Below are 16780 nucleotides of genomic sequence, written 5' to 3' on the forward strand. Positions count from 1 at the left end.
ACGTCATGCCCGGTCCGACCGCGCGTGCGCCGACAACTCATCGCTCCGGCGCCGCAGGAAGGCGCGTTCACGCTCGTTGCCCGCCAGCTCCAGCGCCGCCCGGTACTGCTCCAGCGCCTCGGAGGTGCGGCCCAGCCGGCGCAGCAGGTCGGCCCGCACGGCGGGCAGCAGGTGGGAGCGGGGCAGGTCCAGCCCGTCGAGCTGCGCCAGCCCGGCGGCCGGCCCGTCGACCTCGGCGACGGCGACCGCCCGGTTCAGCGCGACCACCGGGCTCGGTGCCAGCGCGAGCAGGTGGTCGTACAGCGCGAGCACCTGCCGCCAGTCGGTGGCCGCCGCCGTGCGGGCATCCGCGTGGACGGCGGCGATGGCCGCCTGGAGCTGGTAGGGCCCGGGCCGGCCGCGGCGCAGGCACGCGCGCACCAGGTCCTGCCCCTCGGCGACCTGCGCGCGGTCCCACCGCGACCGGTCCTGGTCGGCGAGCAGCACCAGCTCGCCGTCGGCCGACGTCCGGGCGGGGCGGCGGGCCTCGGTGAGCAGCATCAGCGCCAGCAGGCCCAGCACCTCCGGTTCGTCGGGCATCAGCTCGGCGAGCACCCGGCCCAGCCGGACCGCCTCGGCGCACAGGTCGCCACGCACCAGCTGCGGACCCGACGTCGCCGCGTACCCCTCGGTGAAGACCAGGTAGACGACGGCGAGCACCGCGGGGAGCCGGTCGGGCAGCTCGGCCTCGGTCGGCACCCGGTAGGGGATGCGCGCGGCGCGGATCTTGGCCTTGGCCCGGACCAGCCGCTGCGCCATCGTCGGCTCGGGCACGAGGAAGGCCGCCGCGACCTCGGCGGTGGTCAGGCCGCCGAGCAGCCGCAGGGTCAGCGCCACCTGCGCCGGCCGGGCCAGCGCGGGGTGGCAGCAGGTGAACAGCAGCCGCAGCCGGTCGTCGGGCACGGCGTCCTCCTCGACCGGGTCGGGTTCCGCGCGCAGCAGCTCTGCCTGCACGTGCTTCCCGGGGCGCAGCGACTCGCGGCGCACCCGGTCGATGGCCCGGTTGCGGGCGGTGGTGACGATCCAGCCCGGCGGGCTCGGCGGGATCCCGTCGGCCGGCCAGCGGGAGAGGGCGGTCAGGAACGCGTCCTGGACCGCCTCCTCGGCGGCGTCGATGTCGCCGAGGAGGCGGACGAGGACGGCGACGGCGCGGCCGTAGCTCTCGCGGAAGACCTGCTCGACGCGGGCGGTGGCCTCGTCGTCCATCCCGTCAGAAAGCCTGCGACACCGGCCGGACCTCCACCGGCAGGCCGAGCACGCCGGCCAGCTTCCCGGCCCAGGCGAGCGCCTCGTCGAGGTCGGCGGCGGAGATCATCGTGAAGCCGCCGACGAACTCGGCGCCCTCTGCGTAGGGCCCGTCGGTGATCAGGACACCGTCCCCGTCGGCGCGGACGACGGTCGTGGCCTCCGGCTGGTGCAGGGCGGCGGCGAACACCCAGACCCCGGCGGTCCGCATCTCCTCGTTGAGCGCGTCGAGGTCGCGCATGACGGGCTCGAGGTCCTCCGGCGGCGGGACGACGCCGACGGGCTGGATGATGTTGAGCAGGTACTGCGGCATCTCTGCCTCCTCGGAGGAGCGCCGGCCCGGTGCCGGCTGCTCACCTCCTGTACGAACCGATCCTGCCCGGATCGACACCGCGCGGGGGCGTTCTCAGCCGCGGGCGAGGACCTCGCCGAGCACCCGCGCGCCCTCGGGGAAGCGGTCCGGCTGGGGCCCGGCGAAGCTGAGCCGGACGAACGGGGCGGTCGGCTCGGCCGGGAACCACTCGGAGCCCGGCGCGAGGACGACGCCGGCGGCCTCGCACTCGGCCAGCACCCGGGGCAGGTCCGTGCCGTCGGGCAGCCGCCCCCACAGGTGCAGCCCACCGGCGGGGACCTGCTCGACGACGACCTGCGGCGCGTGCTCGGCCAGGCTGCTCAGCAGCAGGTCGCGGCGCGCCCGCAGCTGGGTGCGCAGGCCGCGCAGGTGCCGCTCCCAGCCGGGCTGGGTGACGACGTCGAGGACGGCGGCCTGGAGCAGCCCGCTCACGTACATCGACTCCGCCGCCCGGTCGGCGAGCAGCCGGTCGCGGGCCGCGCCGCGGGCGACGACGGCGGCCACCCGGAGGGCGGGGGAGACGCTCTTGGTGAGCGACCGCAGGTAGACGACGTGCCCCGACCCGTCGGCGGCGGCCAGCGGAGCGGGCGCGGTGGTGATGCCGAAGTCGTGCGCCCAGTCGTCCTCGAGCAGGAAGGCGCCGTGCGCGCGGACGATGTCGAGCACCCGCCGCGCGCGCTCCGGCGACCACTGCGCGCCGGTGGGGTTGGCGTAGCTGGGCTGGGCGTAGAACAGCCGGGCGCCGGACTCGGCGAAGGCGCGGTCGACCTCCTCCGGATCGGGCCCCTCGCCGCCGCTGGGCACCGGCACGATCCGGACGCCGGCGCGGGTGGCGGCCTGGATCGCGCCCCAGTAGGTGGGCGACTCCAGCAGCACGGGCTGCCCGGCGCCGGCCAGTGCCCGGAACGCCGCGCTCAGCCCGCTCTGGCTGCCCGGCAGCACGATCACGTCCCGCGGCGTGGGCGGGGGCACGTCGGCCGGGGTGACCGCGCGCAGCTCGCCGGCGAACCACGACTGCAGCTCGGGGAGGCCCGCGGCCGGCGGGCGGGAGAGCGCGGCCTCGCTGCGGGCCGCGCGGACCAGCGCCGACCGCACCAGCCGCTCGGGCAGCAGCTCGTGGTCCGGGAAGCCGGAGTGGAAGGCGATGACGTCGTTCGGCGTGCTGCGCAGCGCGGCCGGCATGCCGGGCGCCGGTGCCGCGGGGGAGCGCAGCGCCGCGGTCTGCCAGCCGTAGTCGGCGGGCCGGGCCGCGCGGACGGCGCGCACGAAGGTGCCGACGCCGGGCCGGGTCTCGATGAGGCCCTGGCCGGCCAGGGCGCGCAGCGCCTTCTGCACGGTGACCGGGCCGGCCCCGTGCCGGGCGGCCAGCTCCCGGGTGGGCGGCAGCTGCGCGCCCGGCGGCGCGCCGGCGATCCACGCCCGGAGCGCGCCGATGATCCGCGCTCCGCTATCGTCAGCCATGACGGCACACGATAGCGCTACCGCCCAGATCAACCGACCGCTATCGGCGCCCGCGCGGGCGGCGAACGTCGGCCTCGCCTGGGGGCTGCTGGGCGTGCTGGCCTTCTCCTTCACGGTGCCCTTCACCCGCGTCGCCGTCGACGGGCTCTCCCCGCTGTTCATCGGTGCCGGGCGGGCGGTCGTCGCCGCCGCGCTGGCCGCGACCGCGCTCGCGGTCACCCGCCAGCGGAGGCCCCGCGGCAGCCAGTGGTGGCGGCTCGCCGTCGTCGCCGGGGGCGTCGTCACCGGCTTTCCGCTGCTCACCTCGTTCGCGCTGCAGACCACGCCCGCCGGGCACGGCGCCGTCGTCATCGCGCTGCTGCCCGCCGCCACCGCCGTCGTCGCCGTGCTGCGCACCGGCGAGCGGCCGCCGACCGCGTTCTGGACGGCGACCGCCGCGGGCGCGCTGGTCGCCGTCGGGTTCGCGTCGGCCTCCTCGGGCAGCCTCGGCTCGCTGCACTGGGCCGACCTGCTGCTGTTCGGCGCCGTCCTCGCCGCGGCCGCCGGGTACGCCGAGGGCGGCCTGCTGGCCCGCGAGCTCGGCGCCTGGCAGACCATCTCGTGGGCGCTGGTGCTCGGCGCTCCGCTCACCGGCGCGCTGACCCTGGTGTCGGTGGCGCAGCGCCCCCCGGACGGCACCCCGGTCCAGTGGGCGGCGTTCGCTTACCTCGCCTGCATCAGCATGTTCCTGGGCTTCTTCGCCTGGTACCGCGGGCTGGCGATCGGCCCCATGGCACGGGTCAGCCAGATGCAGCTGGTCCAGCCGGTGCTGACGCTCGTCTGGGCCGGGCTGCTGCTGGGAGAGCGGCTCACCGCGGGCACGTTGCTGGGCGGGCTCGCCGTCGTCGCGTGCGCGGGGCTCGCCGTCCGGGTGCGGTCCGCCCCGGGGTGAGCGCGGGTCAGGCCGGGGGCAGCGGGCGGCGCTCCAGCACCCACACGGGCAGCTCGTCGTCCGCGGTGCGCAGCTCGGCCACCTGCTCGAAGCCGAACCCGCGCAGGAAGCGCACGTTGGCCCAGGAGAACACCGCGGCGGCCGCCGTCGTCTGCTCGGCGTCGCAGCGCACGACCACCGGCGCGAGGACGGCCGCCGCGAGCCCCTGGCGGCGGGCCGAGGGTCGCACCCCGAGGTGCGCCAGCCACCAGTGCGGCACCGAGGGCCGGGCGGCGTCGACCAGCGCGTCGGTCTCGGCCACGATCCGGGCGCGAGCGCCGCGGATGTGCGGCAGCTCGGAGCGCAGCGCGGCGGCGACGTCGGCCGGCAGCGGCGCGGTGCCCGCCGGCGGCTGCCAGGCGGCGACGGCGTCCACGTCGTCGGTGACCCAGGTGCTGCCGGTGGCCACCCCGCGGTGCCCGGCGTCCAGCTCGTGCAGGCGGGTGAGCCGCTGCATGCGGCCGTCGTCGGGCAGCGCCCAGCGGGTCCAGCGCGAGTCGGCCAGGGCCACGGTCAGCGTGGCGGCGATCCGGGGGACGTCGCGGTTCTCGGCCGGCCGGACGTCGGGGCCTTCCTCCTCCGGGTCGTCGATCCGCTGGATGGTGGGGCGGCGTCCGGTCACGCCTCCCATTCGACCACCCGGGCACCGCACAACGCCCCGGCGGCGGGTGTGAGAAAGCCGGAACGCGACCTTGACGCCGGCGGTCCCGCCTCGAAACGACCGGGTCGCAGGCTCCTCCCGTGCCCGCAGCCGTCGCCCCCGAGTCCGCCGCCCGGAGTGCCGGCGGCGTCCGGACGACGGACACGCACTGCCCCTACTGCTCGCTGCAGTGCGGCATGGCGGTCACGGCCGGGGACCGCCCGGCCACCCTCGTGCCGCTGGACTTCCCCACCAACCGCGGCGGGCTGTGCTCGAAGGGCTGGTCGTCGGCCGAGCTGCTCGACCACCCCGAGCGGCTGCTCCGGCCGCTGGTCCGCGCGGTGCCCGGCGACCGGACCAGCCCGCTGGTCGAGAGCACCTGGGACGACGCCCTGGGCCGGCTGGTCGACGCCATCCACCGCACCCAGCGCACGCACGGCCGCGACGCAGTGGGCTGCTTCGGCGGCGGCTCGCTGACCAACGAGCAGGCCTACCAGTTCGGCAAGTTCGCCCGGGTCGCGCTGCGGACCAGCGCCATCGACTACAACGGCCGCTTCTGCATGAGCTCCGCCGCGGGCGCGGCCAACCGGGCGTTCGGCCTCGACCGCGGCATGCCGTTCCCGCTGTCCGACGTCGCCGAGGCCGACGTCGTCGTCCTGGTCGGCGCCAACCCCGCCGACACCATGCCGCCGGCGATGCAGTGGTTCGACGCCGGACGGGAGCGCGGCGCGCAGCACGTCGTCGTCGACCCCCGGCGCACCGCGACCGCGCGGCACGCCGCCCTGCACCTGCAGCCGCTGCCGGGCACCGACCTCGCCCTGGCCAACGGGCTTCTGAACATCGCGATCGCCGAGGGGCTGGTCGACGAGGCGTACGTCGCCGGGCGGACCACCGGCTTCGACGACGTGCGCGCCGGGGTCGCGGCGTACTGGCCCGACCGCGTCGAGCGGATCACCGGCGTGCCCGTCGAGCAGCAGCGCCGCACCGTGCACGCCCTCGCCCGGGCGGAGAAGGCGATCGTGCTGACCGCCCGCGGGGCCGAGCAGCACCGCAGCGGCACCGACACCGCGCAGGCGTGGATCAACCTGGCGCTCGCCCTCGGGCTGCCGGGCCGGCCGGGCAGCGGCTGGGGCACGATCACCGGCCAGGGCAACGGCCAGGGCGGTCGCGAGCACGGGCAGAAGGCCGACCAGCTGCCCGGCTACCGCTCGCTGGCGGACCCCGCCGCCCGCGCGCACGTCGCCGCCGTCTGGGGCGTCGACCCGGACGACCTGCCGCAGCCCGGGCGCAGCGCCTTCGAGCTGCTCGACGCGCTCGGCACCGACGGCGGAGTGCGCACCCTGCTGGTGCTCGCGTCCAACGTCGCGGTGAGCGCGCCGGACGCGCGCCGGGTGATGAGCCGGCTGCGCGACCTGGACTTCCTCGCCGTCAGCGACTTCTTCCTCTCCGAGACCGCCGAGCTCGCCGACGTCGTCCTCCCCAGCGCCATGTGGGCGGAGGAGGAGGGCACGATGACCAACCTCGAGGGCCGGGTCATCCGCCGTCGCCGCGCGCTCGACCCGCCGGCCGGTGTCCCCGACGACCTGCAGCTCCTGGCCACCCTCGCCGAGCGGCTCGGCGTCGGCGGCTTCAGCGGCGACCCGCGGACGGTGTTCGAGGAGCTCCGCCGCGCCAGCGCCGGCGGCGCGGCCGACTACGCCGGCATCAGCTACGCCCGGATCGACGCGGAGGACGGCGTCTTCTGGCCGTGCCCCGCTGCCGAGGACGGCGCGCCGGACCACCCGGGCACCCCGCGGCTGTTCACCGAGCGGTTCGCCACCCCCGACGGCCGCGCCCGGTTCCTGCGGGTCGAGCACGTCGACGCCCACGAGCCGACCGACGCCGAGTACCCCTACGTGCTCACCACCGGCCGGGTGCTCGCGCAGTACCAGTCGGGCACGCAGACCCGCCGGACCCGCAGCCTCCAGCTGATCGCCCCCACACCGCGCGCCGAGCTGCACCCCGACCTGGCCCGGCGGCTCGGCATCGCGCAGGACGACGTCGTCGAGCTGGCCACCCGCCGCGGCCGGGCGCGCTTCCACGCCGCGGTCACCGACGCGATCCGTCCCGACGTCGTCTTCGCGCCCTTCCACTGGGGCGGCGGCTCCAGCGCGAACGCGCTCACCGACCCGGCGCTCGACCCGACGTCGCGGATGCCAGCCTTCAAGGTCTGCGCCGTCGCCGTCACCCGCGTCGGCGGGCCGGAGGAGCGGATCGCCCCGCCCGCCCCCGCGACCCAGCCGCAGCCCCGCGCCGCCGCACCCGCCGTGCCCGCCCGACCCCGGCCTCCGGCCAGGAGCAGAAGGAGCCCGTCCATGAAGAGCACGCCCCGCTTCCTGCAAGGCGTCTACCCGATCACCGGGGAGGGGCTGACCAAGCCCGGCCCGGTGGACGCCGCCCTGCGCTACACCGTGCCGTCCGGGTGCTCGGCGCAGGCGCTGTACTTCCGCGGGGGCAACTCCACCGGCGAGCTGGTCTACGTGCTGCTGCTGCGCGACGGCGAGCCGGTGCGCTGGTTCCCGATCGGGGCGCGCGGCGACACGCACGTGCCGCTGCGGGTGGTCGAGGACCTGCCCGGCGGCTCGGTCGTCGAGCTGCACGCCGCGGCGCCCGAGGGCGTCACCGGTGAGCTCGTGCTCGACCTCGGGCTGGTGGAGGTCTAGTGGCCGGGATGGGTGGGGGAGACCAGCGTGTGCTCGGTGGGCGCCCGGAGGGCGTGACCTCGCTGCACGTGGACGACGAGCTCGACACGCGCAGCCGGATCGTCGTCGTCGGCAACGGCATGGCCGGTGCGCGGTTCGTCGAGGAGGTGCTCGACCGCGGCGGGGACGAGCAGTTCTGCCTCACCGTGTTCGGCGACGAGCCGCACGGCAACTACAACCGGATCATGCTCAGCCCGGTGCTGGCGGGGGAGTCCGATGAGGACGAGATCGTCCTCAACAGCCACGACTGGTACGCCGACAACGGGGTCATCCTGCGGGCCGGCGTCCGGGTCGAGCGGATCGACACCGCGGCGAAGCAGGTGCACGCCGACGACGGCTCGGTCACCCCCTACGACCACCTGGTGCTGGCCACCGGCAGCTACTCGTGGGTCCCGCCGATGGCCGGGGTGCGCCGGGACGACGGCTCGCTGCTGCCCGGCGTGCACGGCTTCCGCACCATCGACGAGACCCGCGCGATGCTCGAGGCCACCGGCCGGTGCCGGCGCGCGGTGGTCATGGGCGGCGGGCTGCTCGGGCTGGAGGCGGCCCGCGCCCTGCAGGGGCACGGGCTCCAGGTGGAGCTGGTGCACGCGATGCCGTGGCTGATGAACGCGCAGCTCTCCCGCGAGGCGGGGGCCATCCTGGAGAAGAGCGTCGAGCAGCTCGGCATCACGGTGCACCTCGACGTCCTCGCGACCGAGGTGCTCGGCGACGAGCACGTGGAGGGCGTCGTCCTCAAGGACGGCCGGCGGCTGGACTGCGACCTGCTCGTCGTCGCCGCCGGCGTGCGCCCGCACACCGACGTCGCCGTCCGGTCGGGGCTGGAGGTGGAGCGGGCGATCGTCGTGGACGACCAGCTGCGCACCGACGACCCCGACGTGTACGCCATCGGCGAGTGCGCGCAGCACCGCGGCTCGGTCTACGGCCTGGTCGCGCCGGCCTGGGAGCACGCGAAGGTGCTCGCCGACGTCCTCACCGGCACCGACCCGGACGCCGAGTACCACGGCAGCCGCACCGCGACGAAGCTGAAGGTGGCCGGCGTCGACGTCGCCGTCATGGGGGTGAGCACCCCCGAGCGGGACGACGACGAGTTCCTGGTGATCTCCGAGCCGAAGCGCGGCGTGCACCTGTCGGTGGTCATCCGCGACGACAAGCTGGTCGGGGCGACGCTGCTCGGCGACACCCGCAAGGTCGCCTTCCTGACCCAGGCCTTCGACCGCGGCGCCCCGCTGCCCGAGGAGCGGATCCGGCTGCTCGTCGACCTCTCCGACGGCGCGGAGGAGGTCGGCGTCGCGGAGATGCCGGCCGGGTCGCAGGTCTGCAACTGCAACGGCGTCTCCAAGGGCGACATCTGCGGGGCGGTCGCCGACGGCTGCGGCAGCGTCGGTGCGGTCATGGACCGCACCCGTGCGGGGAAGGGCTGTGGGTCCTGCAAGTCCCTGGTGAAGCAGATCGTCGAGTGGGCCGCCGACGGCGACGTCGCCGAGGACCCCGCCGCCTCCTGGTACGTGCCGGGCATCCCGCTGGCCAAGCCCGCTCTGATGGCGGCGATCCGCGAGCAGGACCTGCGCAGCGTCTCCGCCGTCTTCGCCGCGCTGGCGCCCGGCGGCACGGAGGACGCCCGCTCCAAGATGGGCCTCACCTCGCTGCTCAAGCTGATCTGGGGTGCGGACTTCGTGCCGCAGAAGGACGGCGAGTTCATCAACGACCGCGTGCACGCCAACATCCAGCGTGACGGCACGTTCTCCGTCGTCCCGCAGATGAAGGGCGGGGTGACCACGCCGGCCCAGCTGCGCCGCATCGCCGACGTCGCCGAGAAGTACGAGGTGCCGATGGTGAAGGTGACCGGTGGCCAGCGGATCGACCTGCTCGGCGTCCGCAAGGAGGACCTGCCGGCGATGTGGTCCGACCTCGGCATGCCCAGCGGCTACGCCTACGGCAAGAGCATGCGCACGGTGAAGACCTGCGTCGGCTCGGACTTCTGCCGGTTCGGCCTGGACGACTCCACCCAGCTCGGCATCGACCTGGAGACCCGCTTCCAGGGCATCGAATCACCGGCCAAGATCAAGATGGCCGTCGTCGGGTGCCCGCGGAACTGCGCGGAGGCCTACGTGAAGGACGTCGGGGTCGTCGCCGTCGGCGCCGGGCGCTGGGAGATCTACGTCGGGGGCGCCGCGGGCGCGACCGTGCGCAAGGGCGACCTGCTGGCCACCGTCTCCTCCGGGCAGGAGGTCATGACGCTGACCGGCCGGTTCCTGCAGTACTACCGGGAGAACGCCAACTGGCTCGAGCGCACCTACGACTTCGTGCCCAGGGTCGGGCTGGAGGCGATCCGCGAGGTGCTGGACGACGAGGCGGCGTGCGCCGAGCTCGACGCCGGCATCCAGCGCTCGATCGACGCCTACACCGACCCGTGGGGCCAGGACGCCGCCGAACCCGCGACGCCGGGCCAGTTCCGGCCGGCCCTGCCGCTGGTCGCGCTGCCGCAGGTGCCGGTCCGATGAGCCTCACCGCACGAGCTGACCACCGCCGCCGCGGAGCGCACGCCCACCGAGCACGTCGTCGGCCGGCTGGACGACATCCCCATGGGGGAGGGGCGGGCCTTCGTCGTCGCCGGGGTGCAGGTGGCGGTGTTCCGGCTGCGCGACGGCTCGCTGCACGCCACCCAGGCGGCCTGCCCGCACGCCGGCGGGCCGCTGGCCGACGGGCAGACCGACGTCGACGTGCTGGTCTGCCCGCTGCACCTGTACGCCTACCGGTGGTCCGACGGCGGCTCGTCCGGCCCCGCCGGTCCGCTGCGGCTCTACCCGGTCCGAGCCGTCGACGGCGACCTCCTCGTCACCGCCTGACCCTGGCGCGGGACTTCCGGTACCGGAAGTGCCGTCAGGCGGGGCGGGCGCGGACGTGCATCCGCTCACCCTGCGGGCCGAACAGCACCAGCCCCTCGGCGGGCTCGGGGAACGGGTTGGAGAAGGTGTGCGGCACCCGGGTGTCGAACTCGACCACCTCCCCGGCCGGTGAGCACGAAGTCCCGCGGCCCGAGCAGTAGCCGGATCCGGCCGGAGAGCACGTAGAGCCACTCGTAGCCCTCGTGCGTCTTCTGGTCGGTCTCGCCCACCCGCCAGCGCGCCGGCAGCAGCATCTTGTGCGCCTGCAACCCGCCGGCCTGGCGGGTGAGCGGCACCATCGTCATGCCGTCCTCCCGCTCGATCGGCCGGCCGTGCACGCGGGGGTCGGCCGGCGCCGGCGAGTCGACCAGGTCGTCCAGCGCCACGCCGTACACCCGGGCCAGCGGGAGCAGCAGCTCCAGGGTGGGACGACGGCCACCGGCCTCGAGCCGGGACAGCGTGCTCACGGAGATGCCGGTGGCGGTGGCGATCTCGCCGAGGGTCGAGCCGTGCTCGGTGCGCAGCGCCCGCAGCCGGGGGCCCACGGTCTGCAGGACGTCGTCGTCGGTCACGGGAAGAGTTTGCCACAACAGCAACGATGGTTGCCGAAGTCGTGCGGCGCGGTCGACAGTGGTGGCCATGGACGAGCGATACGACGTGGTGGTCATCGGCGGCGGAGCGGCGGGGTTGAGCGGAGCGCTCACCCTTGCCCGCGCCCGGCGCAGCGTGCTGGTGGTCGACGCGGGCGAGCCCCGCAACGCCCCGGCCGGGCACGTGCACGGCTACCTCGGCCGGGAGGGCACCCCGCCGGCCGAGCTCCTCGCGACCGGCCGGGACGAGGTCACGGGGTACGGCGGCACCGTGCGGCCCGGCCGGGTCACCGGACTGGGCCGGGAGGACGACGGGTTCCGCGTCGACCTGGCGGACGGCGGCCCGGTGCGGGCGCGCCGCCTGCTGCTCGCGACCGGCCTGGTCGACGAGCTGCCCGACCTCCCCGGGGTGGCCGAGCGGTGGGGGAGCACGGTGGTGCACTGCCCCTACTGCCACGGCTGGGAGGTGCGCGACCGGGCGGTGGGCATCGTCAGCACCGGCTCGATGGGCGTGCACGCCGCGACCCTGTGGCGGCAGTGGACCGACGACGTCGTCCTCTTCGTGCACACCGGCGCGGAGCCGACCGCCGCCGAGCTCCAGCGGCTGGCCGCCCGCGGCGTCCGCGTCGTGCGGGCTCGGGTCCAGGGCCTGGAGGGCGGCGCCGACGTCCGGCTGGCCGACGGCGAGCTGGTCGCGCGGGACGCCGTCGTCGTCACCACCCGGATGGTCGGCACCGCCGAGCTGGTCACGGGCCTGGGCGCGACGCCGGCGCCGATGGAGGTGAACGGCGCGGTCGTGGGCAGCTACCTGCCCGCCGACCCGACCGGGCGCACCGACGTCCCCGGGGTCTGGGTGGCCGGCAACGCCGGTGACCTGAGCGCGCAGGTGGTCGTGGCGGCGGCGCAGGGGCTCCGGGCCGGGGCGATGATCAACGCCGACCTGATCGAGGAGGACACCGCACGCGCGGTGGCGGCGCGGCGGAGCGCGGCGTGAGCGGGCACCAGCACGACGCGCAGCACCAGCACGACGCGCAGCACCGGCACGGCGCGCAGCGCGAGCCCGCGATCACCCGCGCCGGCTACGACGAGCTGTACCGGTCCGCGCCGGTGTGGACCGGCCGGCCGAACGGCCGGTTGGTCGCCGAGGCGACCGACCTGGCGCCGGGCACCGCCCTGGACGCCGGTGCCGGCGAGGGCGGCGATGCTCTCTGGCTCGCCGCCCGGGGGTGGCGGGTCACCGCCGTCGACTACTCCGAGGTGGCCCTGAAGCGGGGCGCGGCACAGGCGGCCGAGCTGGGGCTGGCCGACCGGGTCGAGTGGCGGCACGAGGACCTCGACACCTGGAGGCCCCCGGAACGCGCCTTCGACCTGGTGACCGCGCACTACCTGCACGCCACCTGGACCGACCGCGAGGCGATGTTCCACCGGCTGGCCGCCGCTGTCGCACCCGGCGGCACGCTGCTCGTGGTGGGCCACCAGCACGGCGAGGCCTGGGGCCACGGCCACGCGCACGAGGCCGGCGCGCTCTACACCGCCGAGGACGTCGCGGCGGTGCTCGACCCGGCGGACTGGGTCGACGTCAGCACCGAGACGCGCGACCGCGACCCGGGCGCCGCGCACCGCACCGGCAACCCGGTGCCCGACACCGTGCTGGTCGCCCGGCGCCGGTAGCTCAGGAGCGGGGCAGGCCCAGGGCGGCGAGGGCCTCGGCGACGGCGTCCTCGTGCAGCAGGTCGAGGGCCAGCAGCCGGTGCAGCAGGACGCCGCGGCGGGTGAGCCGCAGGTCGGCCGCCCGCAGCCGGGGCACCGTGGCGCCGGGCCGGGGGACGTCGACCGGCGGGTCCAGCAGGCCGGCGCGCTGCAGGTCGGCGACGTCCTCGCGGGCGGCCCACTCCGACCAGGGGCGCGGGTCGTCGGGCAGCGGGGCGATCGGCAGCGGCACCCGGTCGCGGCGGCCGACGGCGGCGAGCAGCCCCAGCCGGCGCCAGCTCAGCTCGTCGGCCAGCCGCAGGGCCCGGCCGGCCACCTCGGCGTCCAGGTCGGGGGAGCAGGAGACCTCGGCGAGCAGGTAGCCGAGGTGCCGCACCCGCCGCTCGTCGGTCGACCGGCGGGCTGCGGCCACCACGGCCTCGGTGAGGTCGTCGGCCGCCGGGCGTCCGCCGGGGCGGGCGTCGAACCAGCCGTCGGCGCGGGCCGGGCGGCCGGCGCGGTGCCGGGTGGCGGCGTACTCGACGGCGAAGGCCAGCGCGGCCCCGGCGCGGACCTGCTCGCGCGGCACGGGCACGGCCGCGGCCTCGGTCGCGGCGGTGCGCAGGCAGGCGGCGAGCGGGGCGGCGATCTGCACGAGCGCGGCCGACGGCTCGAACACGACGGTGGCCGCGGCGCGGCTCATCGAGCCGGCCACCGGGGCGCCCTGCTCGATGAGGGCGCGGCCGGGCAGCTCTGCGGTCTCCTCGGGGGCGCTCACGCAGTGATCATCGCCAACGGGGGGCTGGTCCTGCACGCCGGCGGCCCGGGCCTCACCACAGCGGGGCAGCGCCGGTGAGCGAAACGGAACAGAAGAACAGCCGCGGGGCGACGCCGGGGAAACCGGGCGACGGCACGGTTCCCGGCATGGCCGCACCCACCCAGCCCCGCCCGACCGCCGTCGCCGCACCCCCGCCGCGGGGCGGGCGGTGGATCGACGACTGGCGCCCCGAGGACCCGCAGTTCTGGGAGTCCACCGGCAAGGCCGTGGCCCGCCGCAACCTGTTCTTCTCCGTCTTCAGCGAGCACGTGGGCTTCTCCATCTGGAGCCTGTGGTCGGTGCTGGTGCTCTTCCTGCCCGAGCCGGTGTTCGGCATCGACCCGGCCGGCAAGTTCCTGCTCACCACCCTGCCGACGGCGCTCGGCGCCTTCGTGCGGCTGCCCTACACGTTCGCCGTCGCCCGCTTCGGCGGCCGGAACTGGACGATCGTCAGCGCCGCCCTGCTGCTGGTGCCGACGATCGCCACCGCCGTCGTCCTCGAACCCGGCGTCTCCTACGGCACCCTGCTGCTGGTCGCCTGCCTCGCCGGCGTGGGCGGGGGCAACTTCGCGAGCTCCATGGCGAACATCAACGCCTTCTACCCCGACCGGCTCAAGGGCTGGGCGCTCGGCCTCAACGCCGGCGGCGGCAACCTCGGCGTCCCCGTCGTCCAGCTGGTCGGCCTGCTCGTGCTCGCCACGGCGGGCGCGGCGCACCCCCGGCTGATCCTGGCCCTCTACATCCCGCTGATCGTCGTGGCCGCCGTCGGCGCGGCCCTGGTCATGGACAACCTGACGACGGCGCGCAACCAGCCGCGGGCCATGCGCGAGGCGACCCGCGAGCCGCACACCTGGATCATGTCGTTCCTCTACATCGGCACCTTCGGCTCGTTCATCGGCTTCGGGTTCGCGTTCGGTCAGGTGCTGCAGAACCAGTTCACCGGCTCGTTCGCCACGCCGCTGGCCGCCGCGTCGCTCACCTGGCTCGGACCGCTGCTGGGCTCGCTCATCCGGCCGCTCGGCGGCGCGTTGGCCGACCGGTTCGGCGGCGCGCTGATCACCTGCGCGACGTTCGTCGCGATGGCGCTGGGCGCCGGCGTCGTGTGGACGGCCAGCCAGGTGGGCTCGCTGCCGCTGTTCGTCGTCGGCTTCGTGCTGCTGTTCGTGCTCAGCGGCGTGGGCAACGGCTCGACCTACAAGATGATCCCGGCGATCTTCCGCTCGCAGGCGCTGCAGCGGGTCGCCGAGGGCGGTGACCCGGAGGCGGCCGACCGGCACGCGCTGCGGATGTCCGGTGCGCTGATCGGCATCGCCGGCGCGGTGGGCGCCTTCGGCGGGGTGCTGGTGAACCTGGCCTTCCGTCAGTCGTTCATGACCACCGGCACCGGCGACTCGGCCTACCTCGTGTTCATCGCGTTCTACGTCGTCTGCGTCGCCGTCACCTGGGTGGTCTACCTGCGCCCGCAGGCCGCGCACTCCGTCTGACCCGCGAGCGGCGCGCACTCCGTCCGACCGCGAGATCTGCACATTCGGGGCTCTCGAGCCGCTGGAAGCCACGAGTGTGCAGATCTCGCGGAGGGTTGTTGGTGGGCGGTGCCAGGATCCGGTCATGGGCATCGAGGTGCGACCGGCGAGCGAGTTCGACGACGTCGCGACGATGGTCGGGCCGAAGCGCCCGGACGCGCAGGCCTGCTGGTGCCTGAGCTACCGGCTGCTCGGCTCCAAGGAGAACCAGGCGCTGGTGGGGCCGGCGCGGGGCGAGCGGGTGCGCGAGCTGGTGCGGGAGGAGCCGCGGCCCGGCGTGCTGGCCTACGACGGCGACGAGGTGGTCGGCTGGGCGGCGGTCCACCCGCGGGCGGACACGAGCTTCGCCACCAACCGCCGGATCCCGCACGTCGACGACCTCGACGTGTGGGCGCTGTGGTGCGTCCGGGTGCGCCCCGGCCACCGCGGACAGGGCATCAGCCACGCACTCGTCGCCGGCGCCGTCGAGTACGCGCGGGCCTCGGGCGCGCCGGCGGTCGAGGCCTACCCCGTCGACAACGACGGCGCGAAGGTCGACCTGACGATGGCCTACGTCGGTACCCGCGCGCTGTTCGAGCGGGCCGGCTTCACCAAGGCAGCGGACACGACGTCGGTCCTCAACGGCTTCCCGCGGGTGCTCATGCGGCTGGACCTGCGGTGACCCGGGCTCAGACCGCGAGCCGGTAGCCGCGCTTCACCACGGTGGTCACCAGCGGCGCTCCGAGGGCGGCGCGCAGGCGGGCGACGGCCATCTCCACGGCGTGGCCGTCCCCACCGCCGGGCAGGCAGTCGACCAGCTCGGCGCGGGGGACGACGTCGCCCGGCCGGCGGGCCAGCGCGCGCAGCACCCCCATCGGCCCCGGCGGGAGCTCCACCACCCGCCCGTCGACGACGGCGGCGTACCCGCGCACCTGCAGCGTGTGCGCGCCCACCTGCAGCACCGGGTCCCGCTCGGGCAGCCGGGCGACCACCTCGCGGGCCAGCGCGCCGAGCCGGGCCCGCTCGGGCTGGCGGGTGGGGATGCCCTCGGCCTCCAGCGGACCGGCGGTCACCGCGCCGACGGCGACCGCCAGCACCCGGTCCCGCAGCGCCGCGACCAGCTCCTCGCGCCGGCCCAGCTCCCCGGCGACGGCGAGCAGGCTCGCGGCCGCCGGGGCACTGGTGAAGGTGACCGCGTCCACCGCGCCGGCGACGACCGACGCCACCAGGCGGCGTACCGGGCCGACGTCCTCGGGCAGCACCCAGCGGTAGACAGGCACGGTGAGCACCTCGGCGCCGGTCGCCCGCAGCCCCTCGACCAGGTCGGGCAGCGGGTCGCCGTGCAGCTGGACGGCGATCCGCCGTCCCTCCAGCGGGCCCTCCGCGCCGGAGAGCAGGTGGCTGAGCACCTCGGCGGAGGACTCCGACTCCGGCGACCACGCGTCGACCAGCCCGCCCCCGCGGATCGCGCCGCGCGCCTTGGGGCCGCGGGCCATCACCCGGGCGCCCCGCAGGTGCTCGACCAGGGGCAGGTCCCACGCGTCGGCCGCCTCGAGCCACCCGCGGAACCCGACGCCGGTGGTCGCCACGACCAGGTCGACCGGCTCGGCCAGCACCCGGCGCGTGGCCGCGACGAGCTCGGTGTCGTCGGACAGCGGCACGATGCGGATGGCCGGTGCGTAGACCACCCGGGCGCCGCGGCGGTCCAGCAGGGCGCCGAGCTCCTCCTTGCGGCGGGCGGCGGTCACCGCCACGGTGTAGCCGGCCAGCGGCAGCCCGGCGTCCGGCTCGGTACCGGTGTCGCTCACGTCGTCCCCCTCGTGGCCGGCGGTCGGCCCATCGTGCG

At 76.0% G+C, this 16780-nt stretch carries 15 protein-coding genes; 8 read left to right on the plus strand and 7 right to left on the minus strand.

Annotated features, from left to right (window positions below):
- Positions 1 to 3 precede the first annotated feature (3 nt).
- The 3 genes from JKP75_RS08420 to JKP75_RS08430 form a co-directional block, all read right to left on the minus strand.
- On the minus strand, positions 4 to 1245 hold the full coding sequence (locus JKP75_RS08420) for an RNA polymerase sigma factor (protein ID WP_200491809.1): 1242 nt from the start codon (positions 1243 to 1245) through the stop codon (positions 4 to 6).
- A 4-nt stretch (positions 1246 to 1249) separates the two neighbouring features.
- On the minus strand, positions 1250 to 1597 hold the full coding sequence (locus tag JKP75_RS08425) for a YciI family protein (RefSeq protein ID WP_200491808.1): 348 nt from the start codon (positions 1595 to 1597) through the stop codon (positions 1250 to 1252).
- Between the two features lie 93 nt (positions 1598 to 1690).
- Positions 1691 to 3097, minus strand: a complete 1407-nt coding sequence (locus JKP75_RS08430; RefSeq protein WP_200492928.1) for a PLP-dependent aminotransferase family protein — start codon at positions 3095 to 3097, stop codon at positions 1691 to 1693.
- Here JKP75_RS08430 and JKP75_RS08435 point away from each other — a divergent pair.
- Entirely contained in the window at positions 3096 to 4028 is a 933-nt protein-coding gene (locus tag JKP75_RS08435; RefSeq protein WP_200491807.1) for a DMT family transporter, read from the plus strand. The genes JKP75_RS08430 and JKP75_RS08435 overlap by 2 nt on opposite strands.
- Positions 4029 to 4035: 7 nt before the next feature.
- Here the strand turns inward: JKP75_RS08435 and JKP75_RS08440 are convergent, their stop codons facing one another.
- Positions 4036 to 4689 (minus strand): GNAT family N-acetyltransferase, encoded by a 654-nt coding sequence (locus JKP75_RS08440; protein ID WP_309229654.1) that lies wholly within the window; start codon positions 4687 to 4689, stop codon positions 4036 to 4038.
- Between the two features lie 119 nt (positions 4690 to 4808).
- On the opposite strand from JKP75_RS08440, the gene JKP75_RS23775 reads away from it, so the two are divergent.
- Genes JKP75_RS23775 through JKP75_RS08455 form a run of 3 tightly spaced genes read left to right on the plus strand, consistent with a single transcriptional unit; the run spans position 4809 to position 10297 of the window.
- A complete protein-coding gene (locus tag JKP75_RS23775; protein ID WP_309229655.1) occupies positions 4809 to 7409 on the plus strand; it encodes a molybdopterin oxidoreductase family protein in 2601 nt (866 codons plus the stop codon).
- A gap of 53 nt (positions 7410 to 7462) precedes the next feature.
- Positions 7463 to 9952 (plus strand): nitrite reductase large subunit NirB, encoded by a 2490-nt coding sequence (gene nirB / locus JKP75_RS08450; protein WP_309229656.1) that lies wholly within the window; start codon positions 7463 to 7465, stop codon positions 9950 to 9952.
- A gap of 15 nt (positions 9953 to 9967) precedes the next feature.
- Positions 9968 to 10297, plus strand: a complete 330-nt coding sequence (locus JKP75_RS08455) for a Rieske (2Fe-2S) protein (RefSeq protein ID WP_255523305.1) — start codon at positions 9968 to 9970, stop codon at positions 10295 to 10297.
- Between the two features lie 65 nt (positions 10298 to 10362).
- Here JKP75_RS08455 and JKP75_RS08460 read toward each other — a convergent pair whose 3' ends face one another.
- Complete coding sequence (locus tag JKP75_RS08460) at positions 10363 to 10908, minus strand: helix-turn-helix domain-containing protein (protein ID WP_309229657.1); 546 nt, start codon at positions 10906 to 10908, stop codon at positions 10363 to 10365.
- A gap of 67 nt (positions 10909 to 10975) precedes the next feature.
- Here JKP75_RS08460 and JKP75_RS08465 point away from each other — a divergent pair, with 67 nt between their 5' ends.
- Positions 10976 to 11920 (plus strand): NAD(P)/FAD-dependent oxidoreductase, encoded by a 945-nt coding sequence (locus tag JKP75_RS08465; RefSeq protein ID WP_200491803.1) that lies wholly within the window; start codon positions 10976 to 10978, stop codon positions 11918 to 11920.
- Positions 11917 to 12597: a class I SAM-dependent methyltransferase gene (locus JKP75_RS08470; RefSeq protein ID WP_309229658.1), complete on the plus strand. Its 681-nt coding sequence runs from the start codon at positions 11917 to 11919 to the stop codon at positions 12595 to 12597. Before JKP75_RS08465 ends, JKP75_RS08470 begins: the two co-directional genes overlap by 4 nt.
- Position 12598: 1 nt before the next feature.
- On the opposite strand, the gene JKP75_RS08475 is transcribed toward JKP75_RS08470, so the two are convergent.
- Positions 12599 to 13393: a hypothetical protein gene (locus JKP75_RS08475; RefSeq protein WP_200491802.1), complete on the minus strand. Its 795-nt coding sequence runs from the start codon at positions 13391 to 13393 to the stop codon at positions 12599 to 12601.
- A 146-nt stretch (positions 13394 to 13539) separates the two neighbouring features.
- Between JKP75_RS08475 and JKP75_RS08480 the strand changes: the two genes are divergently transcribed.
- On the plus strand, positions 13540 to 14916 hold the full coding sequence (locus JKP75_RS08480) for an MFS transporter (protein ID WP_200491801.1): 1377 nt from the start codon (positions 13540 to 13542) through the stop codon (positions 14914 to 14916).
- Between the two features lie 124 nt (positions 14917 to 15040).
- Complete coding sequence (locus JKP75_RS08485) at positions 15041 to 15616, plus strand: GNAT family N-acetyltransferase (protein ID WP_200491800.1); 576 nt, start codon at positions 15041 to 15043, stop codon at positions 15614 to 15616.
- 7 nt (positions 15617 to 15623) lie between these two features.
- Here the strand turns inward: JKP75_RS08485 and JKP75_RS08490 are convergent, their stop codons facing one another.
- Positions 15624 to 16742, minus strand: a complete 1119-nt coding sequence (locus tag JKP75_RS08490) for a uroporphyrinogen-III synthase (protein WP_200491799.1) — start codon at positions 16740 to 16742, stop codon at positions 15624 to 15626.
- Between the last annotated feature and the right edge of the window lie 38 nt (positions 16743 to 16780).

Origin of the sequence: Blastococcus sp. TML/M2B, from assembly GCF_016612865.1 — a bacterium.
GTDB lineage: Bacteria > Actinomycetota > Actinomycetes > Mycobacteriales > Geodermatophilaceae > Blastococcus.

Coding starts and splice junctions, on each gene's coding strand:
- JKP75_RS08420 (WP_200491809.1), bottom strand. CDS start 1,245: ATGGACGACGAGGCCACCGCCCGCGTCGAGCAGGTCTTCCGCGAGAGC.
- JKP75_RS08425 (WP_200491808.1), bottom strand. CDS start 1,597: ATGCCGCAGTACCTGCTCAACATCATCCAGCCCGTCGGCGTCGTCCCG.
- JKP75_RS08435 (WP_200491807.1), top strand. CDS start 3,096: ATGACGGCACACGATAGCGCTACCGCCCAGATCAACCGACCGCTATCG.
- JKP75_RS08430 (WP_200492928.1), bottom strand. CDS start 3,097: ATGGCTGACGATAGCGGAGCGCGGATCATCGGCGCGCTCCGGGCGTGG.
- JKP75_RS08465 (WP_200491803.1), top strand. CDS start 10,976: ATGGACGAGCGATACGACGTGGTGGTCATCGGCGGCGGAGCGGCGGGG.
- JKP75_RS08480 (WP_200491801.1), top strand. CDS start 13,540: ATGGCCGCACCCACCCAGCCCCGCCCGACCGCCGTCGCCGCACCCCCG.
- JKP75_RS08485 (WP_200491800.1), top strand. CDS start 15,041: ATGGGCATCGAGGTGCGACCGGCGAGCGAGTTCGACGACGTCGCGACG.